Raw genomic sequence first — 17,470 nt, forward strand, 5'->3', positions numbered from 1 at the left:
CGCTCAGTCGCAGCGGGGCGGGCACGGGACAGCCCACTCCAACTTCGGCTAGCCAACACGTTGGCAAGCCTGCGTATCCTCTCCCGCCTGCGGGAGAGGAATAAGGGTAGAGCAAAGATGACCGAGAAGCCGACGCTGGACCAGTGGGCCGCCGCTGCCGCCAAGGAAGTGAAGGGTAAGGATTTGACGTGGGAGACCCCGGAGGGGATCGCCGTCAAGCCGCTCTATACGGCTGACGACGTGTCCGTCGATCCGGGACTGCCGGGCTTTGCGCCGTTCACGCGCGGGGTGCGCGCGTCCATGTATGCGGGACGGCCCTGGACCATTCGCCAATATGCGGGCTTTTCCACCGCCGAGGAATCCAACGCCTTCTATCGGCGTAATCTGGCGGCGGGGCAGAAGGGCCTGAGCGTCGCCTTCGACTTGGCCACCCATCGCGGCTATGACAGCGACCATCCGCGCGTGACCGGCGACGTGGGCAAGGCGGGCGTGGCGATCGACACGATCGAGGATATGAAGATCCTGTTCGACGGGATCCCGCTCGACAAGATGTCGGTCAGCATGACCATGAACGGCGCGGTGATCCCGATCCTGGCCTTCTTCATCGTGGCGGGCGAGGAGCAGGGCGTCGACCGCAAATTGCTCGACGGGACCATACAGAACGACATCCTCAAGGAGTTCATGGTCCGCAACACCTATATCTATCCGCCCGAACCCTCGATGCGGATCATCAGCGACATTTTCGGCTATACTTCGCGCGAGATGCCCAAGTTCAACAGCATCTCCATTTCCGGCTATCATATGCAGGAAGCGGGCGCGACGCAGGTGCAGGAATTGGCCTTCACCATCGCGGACGGCATGGAATATGTGAAATATGGCGTGGCCAGCGGCCTCGACATCGACAAGTTCGCCGGCCGCCTGAGCTTCTTCTTCGCGATCGGCATGAACTTCTTCATGGAGATCGCCAAGCTGCGCGCGGCGCGCGTGCTGTGGCATCGGGCGATGACGACGCTGGGGGCCAAGGACGAGCGGTCCAAGATGCTGCGCACCCATTGCCAGACGTCGGGCGTGTCGCTCACCGAGCAGGACCCGTACAACAATGTCATGCGCACCACGATCGAGGCGATGGCCGCGATGCTGGGCGGCACGCAGTCTCTGCATACCAATGCGCTGGACGAGGCGATCGCGCTGCCCACCGACTTTTCCGCCCGGATCGCGCGCAACACGCAGATCGTGATCCAGGAAGAAACCGGCATGACCAAGGTGGTCGATCCGCTGGGCGGCAGCTATTATGTCGAGGCGCTGACGCAGGAACTGGTCGATGCGGCGCAGGCGATCATCGACAAGGTGCAGGCCGATGGCGGCATGGCGAAGGCCGTGGCGGCGGGGTGGCCCAAGGCGATGATCGAGACGGCGGCGGCGGCGCGGCAGGCGCGGGTGGATCGCGGCGACGACGTGATCGTGGGCGTCAACAAATATCGCCTGGCGACCGAGGATCTGCTCGAAACGCTGGATATCGACAATGCCAAGGTGCGCGAGGGGCAGATCGCGCGGATCAACAAGGTGAAGGCGGAGCGGGACGCGGACAGGTGCGAAGCGGCCTTGCAGGCGTTGCGCGATGGCGCGGCAGCGCCTGCCAGTATCGAGAATAATTTGCTGGCGCTCGCGGTCGAAGCCGCGCGGGCGCGCGCGACGCTGGGCGAAATCTCCTCCGCCATGGAGGATAGTTTCGATCGTTACGGAACCCAGCCTACGCCTGTGAAGGGCGTCTATGCTGCGCCCTATGCCGGCGACAGTCGGTGGCAACAGGTACTCGACGGCGTGCAGGCCGTCGAGCGGCGCCTCGGTCGGAAACCCAAATTGCTCGTCGCAAAAATGGGACAGGATGGCCACGACCGGGGCGCCAACATTATCGCGTCGGCTTTTGGCGACCTGGGTTTCGACGTGGTGTCGGGACCGCTGTTCCAGACCCCGGAGGAAACGGTCGTACTGGCGCTCGACAGCGGGGTCGATGTAGTGGGCGCGTCTTCGCTGGCGGCGGGGCACAAGACGCTGATCCCGGAATTGATCGCGAAGCTGCGCGAGCACGGCCGCACCGACATCAAGGTGATCGCGGGCGGGGTCATTCCGCCGCAGGATTATGACTATCTTCGTGACGCAGGGGTCCAGGGGATTTATGGGCCGGGTTCCAACGTCGTGGAGTGTGCGGCCGACGTGCTGCGCCTTCTCGGCCACAACATGCCCCCGGCGGGGCTAGAGGACGCTGCGTAATGACGACCCCCTCCACCCTTTCCGCCCGCACCGACTGGACCCGCGAAGAGATCGCGGCGCTGTTCGACCTGCCGTTCAACGACCTCATGTTCGAGGCGCAGGCGATCCATCGTGCGAATTTCCCGCGCAACGAGGTTCAGCTATCGACGCTGCTGTCGATCAAGACCGGCGGTTGCCCGGAAGATTGCGGCTATTGCAATCAGTCGGCGTCGGCGGAAAGCGGGCTGAAGGCTGAAAAGCTGATGAGCGTGCAGGCGGTGATGCAGGCGGCGGCGCAGGCAAAGGACGCAGGCTCCTCGCGCTTCTGCATGGGCGCGGCGTGGCGCAATCCCAAGGATCGCGACATGCCCGCCATCGTCCAGATGGTGCAGGGCGTGCGCCAGATGGGCATGGAAACCTGCATGACCTTGGGGATGCTCAGCGAAGGGCAGGCCAAGACTTTGGCCGACGCGGGGCTGGATTATTATAATCACAATATCGACACTTCGCCTGAGCATTATGAGAAGGTGATTACGACGCGGACGTTCGATGATCGGCTGGAAACGCTGGAGAATGTGCGTAACTCGGGGATAAACGTGTGTTCGGGCGGCATCGTGGGCATGGGCGAGACGCGTGAGGATCGCGTCGGCTTCCTGCACGCGCTGGCGGTGCTGCCGACCCATCCGCAGAGCGTGCCGATCAACGCGCTGGTGCCGGTCAAGGGCACGGTGCTGGGCGATATGCTGGCCGATACGCCGCTCGCGAAGATCGATGAGATCGAGTTCGTGCGGACGGTGGCCGTGGCGCGGATCGTGATGCCGCAGAGCATGGTGCGACTGTCGGCGGGGCGTGAGAGCATGTCGGATAGCTGTCAGGCTTTGTGCTTCATGGCGGGCGCGAACAGCATCTTTACCGGCGACAAGCTGCTGACCACCGCCAATGCGGGCGACAATGCGGATACGGCGCTGTTCGCGAAGTTGGGCGTCGTGCCGATGCAGGCCGAGGTGAAGGTGGCGATGGAGGCTGTGGCGGCGGAATGAGCTATGCGTCCATCCTCGTCACCCCGGGCTTGATCCGGGGTCTCGCTTCTTCTCTGGCGTTGCGCTGGAAGATAGCGGGATGCCGGATCAATTCCGGCATGACGAAGGGGGGTAGGGTGAGCGCATGACTGGCGGTCAAGTCATCGCTCTTTCCTGGCTGACTTTCACTGCGCTTATCCTGAGCGGCGGGTCGGCTTGGTTTGGTTGGTATGTTGCTGTGCCTGTTCTGCTCCTGTGGCTGACCGGCATCTATGTCATTCTTCGGCGGCAAACTTCTCGCTGACACATAAAACCCCCGTTCGCCCTGAGCTTGTCGAAGGGCCACTCTTCTTTTCGAGAAGATGGACGGGGCTTCGACAGGCTCAGCCCGAACGGGGTGAGAGATAATGGAATAGGACTGGGACAGGGAATAATATGGCAATCACCAAGATCCTGATCGCGAACCGTGGTGAGATTGCGTGTCGTGTCATGCGCACCGCCAAGAAGATGGGCATCAAGACCGTCGCGGTTTATTCCGATGCCGATGCCCGCGCGCCCCATGTGCTGATGGCCGATGAAGCCGTGCATATCGGCCCGTCGCCCGCGGCCCAATCCTATCTGATCGCGGACAAGATCATCGCGGCGTGCAAGCAGACCGGCGCGGACGCGGTGCATCCGGGCTATGGCTTCCTGTCGGAGCGGGAGAGTTTCCGCAACGCGCTGGACGCAGAGGGCATCATCTTCGTCGGGCCGCCCGCCAATGCGATTGCCGCCATGGGCGACAAGATCGAGTCCAAGAAGCTGGCGCTGGAAGCGGGCGTGAATGTCGTGCCGGGTTTCGTCGGCGTGATCGACGATACCGAACATGCCGTGCGCATCTCCAACGAGATCGGCTATCCGGTCATGATGAAGGCGTCCGCGGGTGGCGGCGGCAAGGGGATGCGCCTTGCTTATAGCGAGCAGGATGTCCGCGAAGGCTTTGAGGCGACCAAGCGCGAGGGGCTGAACAGCTTCGGCGACGATCGCGTCTTCATCGAGAAGTTCATTGAAAGCCCGCGCCATATCGAAATTCAGGTGCTGGGCGACCAGCATGGCAATATCGTATACCTTAACGAACGCGAATGTTCGATCCAGCGTCGGCACCAGAAGGTGGTCGAGGAAGCGCCGTCGCCCTTCGTGTCGCCGGAGATGCGCAAGAAGATGGGCGAACAGTGCGTCGCACTGGCCCGCGCGGTCGGCTATTTCAGCGCCGGGACGGTCGAGCTGATCGTCAGCGGCGAGGACAAGACCGGGGACGGCTTCTACTTCCTGGAGATGAACACCCGGTTGCAGGTCGAGCATCCTGTCACCGAGGAAATCACGGGCGTCGACCTGGTCGAGCAGATGATCCGGGTCGCCAATGGCGAAAAGCTGTCATTCACCCAGGATGACGTCAAGATCAACGGCTGGGCGATCGAGAACCGCGTCTATGCCGAAGACCCCTATCGCGGCTTCCTGCCGTCCACCGGCCGCCTGATCCGTTACAATCCGCCCGAGACGGGGACGGACGAGAGCGGCGCGCTGATCCGCGTCGATGACGGCGTGGAGGAGGGCGGCGAAGTCTCCATGTTCTATGACCCCATGATCGCCAAGCTGATTACCTGGGCGCCGACCCGGCTGGAGGCGATCGACAAGCAGATCGAGGCGCTCGACCGGTTCGAGATTGAAGGGCCGGGCCACAATATCGATTTCGTGTCGGCGCTGATGCAGCATGCGCGGTTCCGCTCGGGGAATATCACGACAGGTTTCATCGCGGAGGAATATCCCGACGGGTTCCAGGGGGCGCCCGCGTCGCCGGAGTTGCTCAAGCGGCTGTCGGCGATCGGTGCTTTCGCCGCGATGGCGCAGGCGGATCGCGCGCGGCGGATCGAGGGGCAGTTGGGCAAGCGCCTCGCCCCGCCGACCGGCTGGCAGGTGAAGATCGGGGATGCGATCCATGCGGTCGCGATCGACGGCGACGACGTGACGGTGGATGGAGAAGCGATCGACCTGGCGCTGGAATATACGCCGGGCGACCGGTTGATCGAGGCGGAGTTCGGCGAGGAGGCTCTGGCGGTGCGGATCGCGCCGGTGCGATCGGGCTTCGTGCTGACGGCGCATGGGGCGAGCCATAAGCTGCGCATCCTGCCCGCCCATGCGGCGGTCCATGCCAGCCATATGATCGAAAAGATCCCGCCGGACCTGTCGCGCTTCCTGATCTGTCCGATGCCCGGCCTGCTGGTCGCGCTGCATGTTGGCGCGGGCGACAAGGTGGAGGCCGGGCAGCCGCTCGCCGTGATCGAGGCGATGAAGATGGAGAATATCCTGCGCGCGCAAAAGGCGGGTACGGTCAAGAGCGTGTCGGCGGCGCAGGGCGAAAGCCTGGCGGTCGACGCGGTGATATTGGAGATGGAGTGATAGCCATGTTCGCGGCGCACTTGTGGAAAGGCGATCCTTTTTCGTAGAGAAGAAGGGGCTTCGACAGGCTCAGCCCGAACGGAGGTTTCGTGCATCTCGATCATGACCCCAGTACCTCTGCCGCAGACGCGATCGGCTTTGACGATTTCCTGAAGGTGGACATTCGTGTCGGCACCATCCTTTCGGCGGAGCGTTATCCGGAGGCGCGCAAGCCCGCTTACAAGCTATTGATCGATTTCGGGCCTGCGATCGGGCAGAAGCGGTCCAGTGCGCAGATCACCGAAAATTATGCGGTGGGGGCGCTGACGGGGCGGCAGGTCGCCGCCGTTGTGAATTTTCCGCCGCGCCAGATCGGCAAGTTCATGTCGGAGGTGTTGACGCTGGGCTTTGCCGACGCGGCGGGCGCGGTGACGCTGTTTGCCCCGTACAAGGTAGTGCCCAATGGCGCGCGACTGTTTTGATCTTTGCGGGCGTCCCGTTGCGAATGATGCCTTCCCGACGTTCGGCGCGTTGAACTGATGCCGCGTGGTGTCGCCAAGCGCGATCTGCCCAGCAAGACCTGCCCGGTCTGCCAGCGCCCCTTCGCCTGGCGCAAGAAATGGGAGCGGGACTGGGAGAATGTGATCTATTGTTCCGACCGATGCCGGAGCGCAGCGCGCAAAGGATGACAGGCAAAAGGCCGCCGCTCCGTTGGGAGCGACGGCCTTTTTTCGGTTAGCGCGCGATCAGCGTTCGATGCACATGGCGACGCCCATGCCGCCGCCGATGCACAAGGTGGCGAGGCCTTTCTTCGCGTCGCGCTTGGCCATTTCGTACAGCAGAGTGGTCAGCACGCGCGCGCCCGATGCGCCGATCGGATGGCCGATGGCGATCGCGCCGCCGTTGACGTTCAGCTTTTCGGGATCGAGGCCCAGTTCCTGGCCGACCGTCAACGCCTGCGCGGCGAAGGCTTCGTTCGCTTCGATCAGGTCGAGGTCGGCGACCGACCAGCCGGCCTTTGCCAGCGCCTTGCGGCTGGCCGGAACTGGGCCGATGCCCATGACCGACGGATCGACGCCGCAGGTCGCGAAGCCGGCGATACGGCCCAGGATGGTCGCGCCGCGCTTGGCGGCGGCATCGGCCGTCATCAGCACCAGCGCGGCGGCGCCGTCGTTGAGGCCGCTGGCGTTGGCGGCAGTCACGGTGCCGTCCTTCTTGAAGGCGGGCTTCAATTTTTCCATCGCTTCGATGGTAGCGCCAGCGCGGATATGTTCGTCAGTGTCGACGATCGTGTCGCCCTTGCGCCCCTTGACCGTGACAGGCACGATTTCGTCGGCAAAGCGGCCCGATGCGCGCGCGGCTTCGGCCTTGTTCTGGCTGGCGACGGCGAAGATATCCTGCGCTTCGCGCGTGATCTGGTACTTCTCCGCCAGATTTTCGGCGGTGATGCCCATATGATAATTGTTGAAGGCGTCGGTCAGACCGTCATGGATCATCGTGTCGATCAGGCTGACGCTACCCATCTTGCTGCCAGCGCGCAGATATTGGGCGTGGGGGGCGAGCGACATGCTTTCCTGGCCGCCCGCGACCATGATGCTGGCGTCACCGGCGCGGATCGCCTGCGCCGCGAGCGCGACGGCGCGCAGGCCCGAACCGCAGAGCTGGTTGAGGCCGATGGCGGTGCGTTCGACCGGGATGCCGGCGTTGACGGCGGCCTGACGCGCGGGGTTCTGCCCCTGGCCTGCGGTGAGCACCTGGCCCAGGATCACTTCGTCCACTTCATCCGGGGCGACGCCGGCCTGCGCGAGCGCGGCGATGATCGCCTGGCGGCCCAGTTCATGCGCGGGAGTCGATCCAAAGGCGCCCATGAAGCTGCCGACGGCGGTGCGCTTTGCGGCTGTAATGACGATGTCTGACAAAGGCGTGATCCTCGATTCCAGTGGTTGTTTTCGCAGGCGCACATAACATCAACCGCCGTGGGTGGAAAGCCAAAGGGACAAGGGTTCCCACAGCATAGAGCGGGCGCGGCCGCCCACGACCATGCCGACATGACCGAGCGAAAGGCTGCGTTCTTCGCGCAAGCGGGGGCCGGCGGCGGCAGGGACGATGCGGTCGCTGGACGACACGAAGGAGAGCGTCGGGCAGTCGAGCGCGGAGGGATCGACACGCCGTCCGTCGATGCGCCATCGGCCCGCCCCGCTGATATTGGCGGCATAGAAATCGTCGAACAGGTCGCGTCCGGCCGCATAGGTGAGCGGCGCGCCGCCATTGGCCCAATCCTCTACCGCCAGAAACGCGCGTTCGGCGTCCGACCCCGACGGAGCGTCGGCGAAGGCGGCATATTTGGCGATGGTGCGGGCGGGGTCCATAGCCCAGAAGCCCGATTGCAACACCTCCATCGGGACGTAGCCGATCCGCTCGCACATCGCCTTCGCCCCCCGCCAAAGCCCCGCGATCCTGTCTCGGTCGGCAGCGGAAAAAGCGTCGAACCGCCAGGGGGCGGCGATGGTGGCGACGGCCGGAAAGTCGCGCAGCATCGCTGCACCCAGTGCCAGCGTCCCGCCCAGGCAATAGCCGACCAGGATCGGGGGGCGGGGAAGGGCGGCGATCAGCGGCAACAGTCTTTGCGTGACATGGCCGTCGAGGCCCAGCGCTGCGTCCTGCGGTGTCGGCGTGCCCCAGTCGACCAGATAGGCGTCATGGCCTGCTGCAGCCATGTGGCGCAGCAAAGATCGGCTTTCGGACAGGTCCAGAACCTGCGGCGGATTGATGAGAGAGGGGATGAAAACGACAGGAAAACGGTCGTTTTTCGTGCCATTTACTGCGCGATGTTGCAGCAAACGGGCGGCCCCTTCGCGCGCTACGCACGGCGCTTGCGGCGGGGCAGGCGGACGTATGGCGTCTTGATATCTGCGCAGACCCAAGAAGGCGCGCTGCCGAAGATCCGGATCGGCCTCCGTTTCGCGCCATAAAATATTGAGGAAAAGGGGTAAAGGCCGCGGTCCATGTTGCGGTGCGACATTGCTCTGTGCTAATGCAACATGATCAGGTGTGGGAGAGGAATCCATGGCCAAGTCCAAGACCGTCAATGAATCGGAACCGGTCGTCATCAAGAAGTACGCCAACAGGCGACTTTATAACACCGAAACTTCGAGCTACATCACGCTGGACCTTCTGTCGCAGATGACGCGCGAGGGGCGCGAGTTCGTCGTGGTCGATGCCAAGACTGGCGAGGATATCACCCATAATGTCCTGACGCAGATCATCATGGAAGAAGAACAGCGCGGCAAGAATATGCTGCCCGTCAACTTCCTGCGCCAGCTGATCGCCATGTATGGCGATTCCATGCAGTCGATGGTGCCGCAATATCTGGAATTGTCGATGGATGCGTTCCGCAAGAACCAGCAGCAGTTCCAGGAAGCGATGAAGGGTGCGTTCGGCGGCGGGCCACTGGCCGATATCGCCAAACGTAACCTGGAGATGTTCGAAGCCGCCGCCAGCGCGTTCGGCAACGGCGTGCCAGGCATGCCCGGTATCCCCGGCATGACGCCGCCTGCTGCGCCCGCAGCACCCGCAGCATCGGACGGCAGCAAGGATGAAGAGATTAGCGACCTGAAAGCACAGCTGGCTGCGCTGAACGCCAAGATCGACAAGCTGACCTGATCCATGGCGAAGGCGGATCGGCTGGAGCGGCTCGACGTCCGCCGGGAAGAGGTGGAAACGGACTATCGCGATGCGCTGGTCGCGGCGCTGCGTGTCGCTGCCGCGGGGCGATGGGGCCTGTTCGATCATCAGAAGGACAAGGCCGCACGTGCCCGGACGGCGCCCGTGATCGAGGCGCTGAGCGAACTGGCAGACGAGATCGACGCCATGCGCGATACGTTGGGGCTGGAGCCATTTGCCCTGCATCAAGAGTTCATGGCAGCGCGCGGTCCTGCCGCAGCCGATGCGGTGGGCGAACCAAAACAGGCGAAGGCATGGCTGGAACGATTGGGCGCTGACGACTGACCATGTCGCCGCGCGGCAACAGGGGTCGACAGCCATGGCGGCTCTGGCCTATGGCGCGCCATTCTTCCTTCCCGATTTAGCCAAGGCTCGACCCACGTGAAGCACGCCCTTAACGTCACCCGCGAACAGGATTTTTCCGCCTGGTATCAGGCCGTCATTTCGGAAGCCGACATGGCCGAGGAAAGCGGCGTACGCGGATGCATGGTCATCCGGCCATGGGGCTATGGCATCTGGGAGCGGATGCAGAAGCTGCTGGACGAGCAGATCAAGGCGACGGGCCATGAAAATTGCTACTTCCCGCTGTTCATCCCGCTCAGCTATTTCGAGAAGGAGGCCGAGCATGTCGACGGCTTCGCCAAGGAAATGGCGGTCGTCACCCATCATCGGCTGATCCAGAAGGACGGCCGTCTGGTGCCCGATCCCGACGCGAAGCTGGAAGAGCCGCTGGTCGTGCGGCCTACGTCGGAAACGGTGATCGGCGCGGCGTTCAGCCGCTGGGTGCAGAGCTGGCGCGACCTGCCCGTCCTCATCAACCAATGGGCCAATGTCGTGCGCTGGGAAATGCGCACGCGCATGTTCCTGCGCACCGCCGAATTCCTGTGGCAGGAAGGGCATACCGCCCACGCCACCGTGGACGAGGCGATGGAAGAGACGCTCAAGATGCTGGAAGTCTATCGCGCGTTTGCGGAAGATTGCGTTGGCCTGCCGGTGGTGGCGGGCGAAAAGCCGGAGAATGAACGCTTCCCCGGTGCGGTCGCGACCTATTCGATCGAAGCGATGATGCAGGACGGCAAGGCGTTGCAGGCGGGCACGTCGCATTTCCTGGGCACGACCTTTTCTTCGGCGCAGGGCATCAAGTTCCAGAATGCCGAGGGTCAACAGGAACTGGCGCAGACGACCAGCTGGGGCGTGTCGACCCGGATGATCGGCGGCCTGATCATGGTCCATGGCGACGATGACGGGCTGCGCGTGCCGCCGCGCGTCGCGCCTTATCAGATCGTCGTCGTGCCGATGCTGCGCGACAATGACGAGGATGGCGCGATCCTGGACTATTGCGGCGAACTGGTGGCGTCGCTCAACGCCTTGGACGTGTTCCGCGAGCCGGTGCGCGCGCTGCTCGACAAACGCCCGGCAAAGGCGGCGACCAAACGCTGGGGCTGGGTCAAGAAGGGCGCGCCGATCGTGATCGAAGTGGGCGGTCGCGATGTTGCGGGCGGCAATGTGTCGGTCATTCGCCGCGACCGTCTGTATCGCGAGGATGGCAAGCTCGACAGCCAGATCGTCGCGAAGGGCAATTTCGTGGCGGCGGCGATGGCGACGCTGGAAAGCATCCAGCAATCCCTGTTTGCCGATGCCAAGGCGCGGCTGGACGGCAGCATCGATCGTTCGATCGGCGACATCGACGCGCTCAAGGCCTATTTCAACGCGAGCGCCAAGCCGGGCTGGGCGTTGGTGCAGTGGGCCAAGCCGACCGGCGCGGAACTGGAAAAGGTCGTCGCCTGGCTCAAGGGCGAGAAGCTGACCCTGCGCAACGTGCCGCTGGATGCGGATGCGGCGGATGGCGTATGCATCTTCACCGGCGGGCAGGCGGTGGAACGGGTGTTGGTGGGGCGCAGCTACTAAGCTTTCACCGCGCGTCGGATAGGTTGCGCATTGCCATAGGGCCGGTCCCGCTCTTTACCCACGATGTGGGGGAAAGAGAGGGTGGAAACCATGTCCGATGCACAGAATGACGACGAACCTGCCATGACGATGGGACGCCGCGGAGCGCTGACGCTGGGCCTTGGCGCGGCGGCCCTGGCGGCGCTGCCTGCCACCGCCGCAGTGGGCAAGCGTCAACTCGACCTGAATAGTGAGGAAGATCAGCGCCTCATCTATCGCAAGCTGCGCTATCGCACCGACAGTGGTTTGCTCTTTTCCTGGGTGAAGGGGCCGTATGTCGCGGTGATCGACGGCGACCTGATCCCGATGTACGCCATCAACCTGGGGGCGATCCAGCGCGTGACCCAGCGCCCCGATGGCGGGTTCGACCTTGTCGATCTGGAAATCAGCTTCCGTGTCGATGTGGATACGGGTGAGCCGATGAAGCAGATGGTCAATCCGGTCACCAAGCAGACCATCGATGTCGTCACACGGCCGCAAGGACCAAACCGGATATCGGTGACGCGCAACAATGAAGTGCAGATCTCCTCGCTGCCCAATGGTACGCGCTACGAACATAGCCACCCGCCGACCCGCGTCTTTGCCCTCAATGATGAAATCGTGCTGCGCGACCGGTCGCATTCCCGCGTGACGGCGCCCGACGGGTCCGTGTCGATGCTGAACGAGGTCAGCACATTGTCCGGACCGCGCGCGCTGGTTCTCGATCCGTCGGTCACGACGATCAACGCGCGCCTTCAGGCGAACGATATGCGCAGTTGGCCCTCCTGGCTCAAGATGGACGACCGGGTCGGTCATCTGGCGCTGCTCGGCAATGGCGGCAAAGTCAGCCGGTTCGAGGATCTGCCAGCAGACTGGCGCGCCATGCTGGCGCAATATTACCCGGCCATCGCCGCCGATCCTGTCGGCGCGCTCGACCGCCCGGCGGCCTGAAACTCTCCATCAGGTCGATGGTCGCGCGCCCATGACGCTCCCCGGTCAAGGCGGGGAGCGTCATTCAATTACAGCACATATTTGCTGAGGTCGGTGTCGTGCGCGACGGCTGACAGCTGCTTTTCGACATAGGCGGCGTCGATAACCAGCGTTTCGCCGCGGCGGTCCTCCGCTTCGAAGCTCACATCCTCCAGCAGTTTTTCCATGACGGTCTGAAGGCGGCGGGCGCCGATATTCTCGATCTCGCTGTTCACGTCGGCGGCGATCTTCGCAACGGCGCGGATGCCTTCGGGCGTCAGGTCGATCGTCACTTCTTCAGTCGCCAGCAGCGCGCGATATTGCGCGACCAGGCTGGCCTTGGTGTCGGAGAGGATCGCGACGAAATCCTCCTCGGTCAGCGCTTTCAACTCCACCCGGATCGGCAGGCGGCCCTGCAATTCGGGTAGCAGGTCGCTCGGCTTGGCGACATGGAAGGCGCCCGACGCGATGAAGAGGATATGGTCGGTCTTGAGCGGGCCATATTTGGTCGAGACGGTCGTGCCTTCGATCAGGGGCAGCAGGTCGCGCTGCACGCCTTCGCGGCTGACGGAGCCGCCGCGCACGTCGCTGACCGCGATCTTGTCGATCTCATCCAGGAAGACGATGCCATTCTGTTCGGCGCTGGTGATGGCGACGCGGGCGACGTCGTCCTGGTCCAGGCGCTTGTCCTGCTCTTCCTCGACCAGCTTGTCCCATGCTTCGGCGACGCGCATCTTGCGGCGCTTCTTCTGTTGCTGGCCGAACGCCTTGGACATCATGTCGCTGATGTTGATCATGCCGACCTGACCGCCCATGCCGGGAATTTCCATTGGCATGGAGGGGCTGTCGGCGACCTCCACCTCGACCTCGACATCGTTCATCTGGTCGTTTTCGATCTTCTGGCGGAAGGACAGGCGCGTGGCCTCGCTCGCTTCCTTGCCGGTGAGCGCGTCGAGCAAGCGGTTCATCGCGGCTTCGGAGGCCGCTTCGCGCACGGCTTCGCGGCGGCGGTCCTTTTCCAGGCGCACGGCTTCCTCGACCAGATCGCGCACGATCTGTTCGACGTCGCGACCGACATAGCCGACTTCGGTGAACTTGGTGGCTTCGACCTTGACGAAGGGCGCGTCCGCCAGCTTGGCAAGGCGGCGGCTGATCTCCGTCTTGCCGCAGCCCGTCGGCCCGATCATCAGTATATTCTTGGGCGTCACCTCGTCGCGCAGGTCGGCGGGCAGGTGCTGGCGGCGCCAACGGTTGCGCAGCGCCACGGCGACGGCGCGCTTGGCGTCATGTTGGCCGATGATATGGGCGTCGAGCGCGGCCACGATGGCTTTGGGGGTCAGGTTGTCGTTCATAAGGTTCCAAAAGTCCGTTCGCCCTGTTTTCGAGAGCCATAGGGCTCATGCCAATGTCGAAGGGCTATTCTTGAAGAAAGGAAGGGGCTTCGACAGGCTCAGCCCGAACGGTTGTTAAGATGCAGAATCCAGCGTTTCGATCGTCAGCTGGTCGTTGGTGTAAACGCAGATGTCGGCGGCGACGCCCATCGCCTTGCGGGCGAGGGTTTCGGCGTCTTCCTCATATTCCACCAGCGCACGGGCGGCGGCGAGGGCGTAGTTGCCGCCCGAACCGATCGCGGCCACGCCGCCAAGGGGTTCCAGCACATCGCCATTACCCGTCAGGATCAGGGTCACGTCCTTGTCCGCGACGATCATCATCGCTTCCAAGTTGCGGAGATATTTGTCGGTGCGCCAGTCCTTCGCCAGTTCCACTGCCGATCGCATCAGCTGACCATTGAAGCGTTCCAGCTTGGCCTCCAACCGTTCGAACAGGGTGAAGGCGTCGGCGGTGGCGCCCGCGAAACCGCCGATCACGCTGCCGTCATGCAGGCGGCGGACCTTGCGGGCATTGGGCTTCATGACCGTCTGGCCCATGGAAACCTGGCCGTCGCCGGCGACGACGACCTTTCCATTCTTGCGGACGGACATGATGGTGGTGCCATGCCAGACCGGCATGGAGGCGCTGCGTTGGTCGTTCATGGCGCGGCATATGGGACGCCGTGTCGCGTGGTGCAAGTCGATCCCGACCACAGGCCGAAACGTGTCATTCCCGGGACAATTTCTTTACAAATCGTTCAGGAACAAATGTCGATCAATTGACATTGTGCAGCGCACAATCAATGATCATACTCTCAATAAGAAAGCGAGAACGCACGATGTCTCTCAAGGCCAGGGCACAGGAGAAAGTCGAACGCGCGGGGATTTCCAACTATACGTTCGACCAGGACGTGCTGGTCATGTGCGGCGTGCGCTATACGATCGAATTCTGCGAATGCGGCGAACCGGAATGTGACGGCGTTCGCCTGAACAAGAATATATTGCCGATCGGCAACGTCCTTCAATAGCGACGCGTCAGCGCATGGCGTCCTTGCCCGCGCGGCCGACCGATTCGATGTCGCGGCCCACGCCCTGCACCGTGTTGCAGGCGGCCAAAGCGGTCAGAAGCAGGCTGCCGATGACGAGAGCGATGGTTTGACGCATGGGACATTCCCTTTCCTGTTCGATGCCCGTCTATAGCCAGCGACCCGATCGAGGAAAGAGGATTTTGCATCAAATCGACCGCCGGATGTTGACAGGCCGCGCCGCCGATGCCAATGGCCGCCTCCTCCTTACAGGGGGCGCGTAGCTCAGCGGTAGAGCACACCCTTCACACGGGTGGGGTCACAGGTTCAATCCCTGTCGCGCCCACCATGATCCCGGCGATCATGGCAGGACAGATTATTTCCCGGCATTGATCTTTTCTAATGGCTCGCGCTAAGCCTGCTGCTTCATGCGGCGCGCCCATTTCGTCTGTCTGCGCGTCGGCCGACAAAGGATCGTCATGGCCCCCATTCTGAAAACCGGCGCTGCCCTCGGCGCGCTCCTGTTGCTTCCCGTTCTTCCCGCAATGGCGCAGGAAAAGCTGACGCTGGAGCGCGTCTTCGCCAGCCCCGACCTGGCAGGGCCGCAGCCGCGCGCGTTGAAATTGTCGCCCGACGGATCGCTGGTGACGCTGCTGAAACCGCGCCCGGACGAGAAGGAGCGGCTGGACCTGTGGGCGATCGACAGCCGCACGGGCGCGGAGCGGATGCTGGTGGATTCGAAGAAGACCGGCAGCGGGGCGGACCTGTCCGAAGCGGAAAAGATGCAGCGCGAACGCGATCGCAGCGTGGCGGGCAGCACGGGGATTACCAGCTATGACTGGGCGCCCGATGGGAAGAGTCTATTGGTGCCGGTCGATGGCGATCTTTATCTCGCCGGGCTGGACGGGAAGGTCACGCGGCTGACCGATACCCCCGATGGCGAGTTGAACGGCGTCGTCAGCCCCAAGGGCGGCTATGTATCCTTCGTGCGCGGCGGCAATCTGTTTACCCAGCCGATCGGGGAACGGAACGACAGGTCACGCAGGGCGCAAGCGATACGCTGAGTTGGGGGACGGCCGAGTTCGTCGCGCAGGAGGAAATGGATCGGCGCACGGGCTATTGGTGGTCGCCCGACGATGCACGGATCGCCGTCGCGCGCGTCGATGAAAGCCCGGTCGGCATCGTCACCCGCACCGCGATCGGCGGGGAGGGGACCAAGGTCTATCAGCAGCGCTATCCCGCGGCCGGGACGCCCAACGCCATAGTCGATCTGTTCGTGATGAAGCCCGATGGCTCAGGCCGGGTGCAGGTCGATCTAGGCGCGGACAAGGATGTCTATCTGGCCCGCGTCGACTGGTCGAAGGATGGCAGGACGCTCTATGTCCAGCGCGAGAGCCGCGACCAGAAGCGGCTCGACCTGCTGGCGGTCGATCCCGCGACGGGCAAGGCGAAGGTTGTGCTGACCGAGACGGCGAAGAGCTGGATCAACCTGTCGAACAATTTTCATGCGTTGAAGGACGGCGGTTTGCTCTGGTGGTCGGAAAAAAGTGGCCATGGACATCTGTATCGCGTGAATGGCGGCAAGTGGACCGCGCTGACCAGCGGCGAGTGGGACGTGCGCGACGTGGTGGGCGTGGATGAGGCCAAGGGGCTGGTCTATTTCACCGGCAATCGCGAAACGCCGCTGGAGCAGCAATTGTACGTTACATCGCTGGGGAAGCCGGGTCAGGCGCGCGCGTTGACCGCCAAAGGCTGGTGGAACGACGCGGTGATGGACGGCGCGGCGAGCCGGGTCGTGGTGACGCGGCAGAATGCGGATCAGCCCAAGCAGGTCTATCTGGCCGACAGTGGCGGCAAGCAGTTGCAATGGCTGTCGGAAAATGCGCTGACGGGCGACCATCCCTATGCGCCCTATGTCGCCAGCCATGTGAAGACGAGATTCGGCACGGTGAAGGCGGCGGACGGATCGACGCTCTACACCAAGATCATGACGCCGAAGATGGAACCGGGGAAACGCTATCCCGTCTTCATGATCCATTATAGCGGTCCGGGTGGCGGCCGAGTGGTGACGAATACATGGTCCGGCGCGCTCAACCAATATCTGGTGGATCGGGGCTGGATCGTCTTTGCCATCGACAATCGCGGCACGCCCGATCGTGGCAAGGCGTTCGAGGATCATCTGTATCGCGCCATGGGCACGGTGGAGGTCGAGGACCAGTTGAAGGGCGTGGAATGGCTGAAGGCCCAGTCCTTCGTCGATCCCAAGCGGATCGCGACCTTTGGCTGGTCCTATGGCGGCTATATGTCGTTGAAGCTTCTGGAAAAGGCACCGGGCGTGTTCGCCGCCGCCATCGCGGGCGCGCCGGTGACGAAATGGGAATTGTACGACACCCATTATACCGAACGTTATCTGGGCAAGCCGCAGGACAAGCCCAGCGCCTACCCGGCGTCCGGCGCGGTGGACGAGTCAGTGAAGATCGCCGATCCGTTGCTGTTGATCCATGGCATGTCCGACGACAATGTCGTGTTCGACAATGCGACCGCGCTAATGGCCAAGATGCAGGGCGCGGCGGTGCCGTTCGAGATGATGGCCTATCCCGGCCAGACCCATCGCGTCGGCGGTCCGGGCATCAGCGTGCATCTGTGGAAGACGATCGAGGGGTTTCTGGCGCGGCACGATGTGTCGCCGGACATCGCGTCGAAGTAATGTCGCGCGCGCAAAGCACCGCTTGCGCGCAACAAAGGGCTTGTCTCTGGACAAATGGCGCAAGGC

Annotated in this window: 15 protein-coding genes, 1 tRNA gene and 1 pseudogene; 12 read left to right on the top strand and 5 right to left on the bottom strand. The window is 63.3% G+C overall.

Annotated elements, in window-relative coordinates; genetic code table 11:
• Window positions 1-117 precede the first annotated feature (117 nt).
• The 5 genes from scpA to U5A82_RS12415 all read left to right on the top strand — a co-directional run bounded on the left by scpA (window position 118) and on the right by U5A82_RS12415 (window position 6,373).
• Window positions 118-2,271: a methylmalonyl-CoA mutase gene (scpA, locus tag U5A82_RS12395; RefSeq protein WP_326291175.1), complete on the top strand. Its 2,154-nt coding sequence runs from the start codon at window positions 118-120 to the stop codon at window positions 2,269-2,271.
• The gene (gene bioB / locus U5A82_RS12400) at window positions 2,271-3,290 is read left to right on the top strand and encodes a biotin synthase BioB (RefSeq protein ID WP_326291176.1); all 1,020 of its coding nucleotides are present in this window, start codon (window positions 2,271-2,273) and stop codon (window positions 3,288-3,290) included. Before scpA ends, bioB begins: the two co-directional genes overlap by 1 nt.
• Window positions 3,291-3,704: 414 nt before the next feature.
• The gene (locus U5A82_RS12405) at window positions 3,705-5,705 is read left to right on the top strand and encodes an acetyl/propionyl/methylcrotonyl-CoA carboxylase subunit alpha (protein WP_326291177.1); all 2,001 of its coding nucleotides are present in this window, start codon (window positions 3,705-3,707) and stop codon (window positions 5,703-5,705) included.
• A gap of 89 nt (window positions 5,706-5,794) precedes the next feature.
• The gene (locus U5A82_RS12410; protein ID WP_326291178.1) at window positions 5,795-6,166 is read left to right on the top strand and encodes a tRNA-binding protein; all 372 of its coding nucleotides are present in this window, start codon (window positions 5,795-5,797) and stop codon (window positions 6,164-6,166) included.
• 57 nt (window positions 6,167-6,223) lie between these two features.
• Entirely contained in the window at window positions 6,224-6,373 is a 150-nt protein-coding gene (locus tag U5A82_RS12415) for a DUF2256 domain-containing protein (RefSeq protein ID WP_326291179.1), read from the top strand.
• Window positions 6,374-6,430: 57 nt separating this feature from the next.
• Here U5A82_RS12415 and U5A82_RS12420 read toward each other — a convergent pair whose 3' ends face one another.
• Together U5A82_RS12420 and U5A82_RS12425 are read right to left on the bottom strand one after the other, a co-directional pair.
• Window positions 6,431-7,603, bottom strand: coding sequence for an acetyl-CoA C-acetyltransferase (locus tag U5A82_RS12420; RefSeq protein WP_326291180.1), 1,173 nt, complete (start codon window positions 7,601-7,603; stop codon window positions 6,431-6,433).
• A gap of 48 nt (window positions 7,604-7,651) precedes the next feature.
• On the bottom strand, window positions 7,652-8,752 hold the full coding sequence (locus U5A82_RS12425) for an alpha/beta hydrolase (protein ID WP_326291181.1): 1,101 nt from the start codon (window positions 8,750-8,752) through the stop codon (window positions 7,652-7,654).
• Between U5A82_RS12425 and phaR the strand changes: the two genes are divergently transcribed.
• The 4 genes from phaR (at window position 8,751) to U5A82_RS12445 (ending at window position 12,284) form a co-directional block, all read left to right on the top strand.
• Window positions 8,751-9,347 carry a polyhydroxyalkanoate synthesis repressor PhaR gene (phaR, locus tag U5A82_RS12430; RefSeq protein WP_326291182.1) on the top strand — a complete coding sequence of 199 codons (597 nt, stop codon included), beginning with the start codon at window positions 8,751-8,753 and terminating at the stop codon, window positions 9,345-9,347. The two genes, U5A82_RS12425 and phaR, sit on opposite strands and share 2 nt — an antisense overlap.
• A gap of 3 nt (window positions 9,348-9,350) precedes the next feature.
• Window positions 9,351-9,692 carry a hypothetical protein gene (locus U5A82_RS12435; RefSeq protein WP_326291183.1) on the top strand — a complete coding sequence of 114 codons (342 nt, stop codon included), beginning with the start codon at window positions 9,351-9,353 and terminating at the stop codon, window positions 9,690-9,692.
• A 96-nt stretch (window positions 9,693-9,788) separates the two neighbouring features.
• On the top strand, window positions 9,789-11,315 hold the full coding sequence (proS, locus tag U5A82_RS12440) for a proline--tRNA ligase (RefSeq protein ID WP_326291184.1): 1,527 nt from the start codon (window positions 9,789-9,791) through the stop codon (window positions 11,313-11,315).
• 90 nt (window positions 11,316-11,405) lie between these two features.
• Window positions 11,406-12,284, top strand: coding sequence for a DUF1838 family protein (locus tag U5A82_RS12445; RefSeq protein WP_326291185.1), 879 nt, complete (start codon window positions 11,406-11,408; stop codon window positions 12,282-12,284).
• A gap of 68 nt (window positions 12,285-12,352) precedes the next feature.
• Here the strand turns inward: U5A82_RS12445 and hslU are convergent, their stop codons facing one another.
• Together hslU and hslV are read right to left on the bottom strand one after the other, a co-directional pair.
• Entirely contained in the window at window positions 12,353-13,654 is a 1,302-nt protein-coding gene (hslU, locus tag U5A82_RS12450) for an ATP-dependent protease ATPase subunit HslU (RefSeq protein WP_326291186.1), read from the bottom strand.
• Window positions 13,655-13,768: 114 nt separating this feature from the next.
• Window positions 13,769-14,335 carry an ATP-dependent protease subunit HslV gene (gene hslV, locus U5A82_RS12455; RefSeq protein WP_326291187.1) on the bottom strand — a complete coding sequence of 189 codons (567 nt, stop codon included), beginning with the start codon at window positions 14,333-14,335 and terminating at the stop codon, window positions 13,769-13,771.
• A 176-nt stretch (window positions 14,336-14,511) separates the two neighbouring features.
• Between hslV and U5A82_RS12460 the strand changes: the two genes are divergently transcribed.
• Entirely contained in the window at window positions 14,512-14,700 is a 189-nt protein-coding gene (locus tag U5A82_RS12460) for a hypothetical protein (RefSeq protein WP_326291188.1), read from the top strand.
• A gap of 7 nt (window positions 14,701-14,707) precedes the next feature.
• On the opposite strand, the gene U5A82_RS12465 is transcribed toward U5A82_RS12460, so the two are convergent.
• Entirely contained in the window at window positions 14,708-14,836 is a 129-nt protein-coding gene (locus U5A82_RS12465) for an entericidin A/B family lipoprotein (RefSeq protein ID WP_326291189.1), read from the bottom strand.
• 135 nt (window positions 14,837-14,971) lie between these two features.
• Here U5A82_RS12465 and U5A82_RS12470 point away from each other — a divergent pair.
• A tRNA-Val gene (locus tag U5A82_RS12470) sits at window positions 14,972-15,046 on the top strand.
• A 130-nt stretch (window positions 15,047-15,176) separates the two neighbouring features.
• Window positions 15,177-17,404 (top strand): annotated as a pseudogene (locus tag U5A82_RS12475) (S9 family peptidase).
• Window positions 17,405-17,470: the final 66 nt, after the last annotated feature.

Origin of the sequence: Sphingobium sp. CR2-8 (assembly GCF_035818615.1) — a bacterium.
Taxonomy (GTDB): domain Bacteria; phylum Pseudomonadota; class Alphaproteobacteria; order Sphingomonadales; family Sphingomonadaceae; genus Sphingobium.

What these genes read in the sequence shown, in the direction of transcription:
- scpA (WP_326291175.1), top strand. Translation starts at nt 118, where the DNA reads ATGACCGAGAAGCCGACGCTGGACCAGTGGGCCGCCGCTGCCGCCAAG.
- bioB (WP_326291176.1), top strand. Translation starts at nt 2,271, where the DNA reads ATGACGACCCCCTCCACCCTTTCCGCCCGCACCGACTGGACCCGCGAA.
- U5A82_RS12405 (WP_326291177.1), top strand. Translation starts at nt 3,705, where the DNA reads ATGGCAATCACCAAGATCCTGATCGCGAACCGTGGTGAGATTGCGTGT.
- U5A82_RS12415 (WP_326291179.1), top strand. Translation starts at nt 6,224, where the DNA reads ATGCCGCGTGGTGTCGCCAAGCGCGATCTGCCCAGCAAGACCTGCCCG.
- phaR (WP_326291182.1), top strand. Translation starts at nt 8,751, where the DNA reads ATGGCCAAGTCCAAGACCGTCAATGAATCGGAACCGGTCGTCATCAAG.
- U5A82_RS12425 (WP_326291181.1), bottom strand. Translation starts at nt 8,752, where the DNA reads ATGGATTCCTCTCCCACACCTGATCATGTTGCATTAGCACAGAGCAAT.
- U5A82_RS12435 (WP_326291183.1), top strand. Translation starts at nt 9,351, where the DNA reads ATGGCGAAGGCGGATCGGCTGGAGCGGCTCGACGTCCGCCGGGAAGAG.
- U5A82_RS12445 (WP_326291185.1), top strand. Translation starts at nt 11,406, where the DNA reads ATGTCCGATGCACAGAATGACGACGAACCTGCCATGACGATGGGACGC.
- hslU (WP_326291186.1), bottom strand. Translation starts at nt 13,654, where the DNA reads ATGAACGACAACCTGACCCCCAAAGCCATCGTGGCCGCGCTCGACGCC.
- hslV (WP_326291187.1), bottom strand. Translation starts at nt 14,335, where the DNA reads ATGAACGACCAACGCAGCGCCTCCATGCCGGTCTGGCATGGCACCACC.
- U5A82_RS12460 (WP_326291188.1), top strand. Translation starts at nt 14,512, where the DNA reads ATGTCTCTCAAGGCCAGGGCACAGGAGAAAGTCGAACGCGCGGGGATT.
- U5A82_RS12465 (WP_326291189.1), bottom strand. Translation starts at nt 14,836, where the DNA reads ATGCGTCAAACCATCGCTCTCGTCATCGGCAGCCTGCTTCTGACCGCT.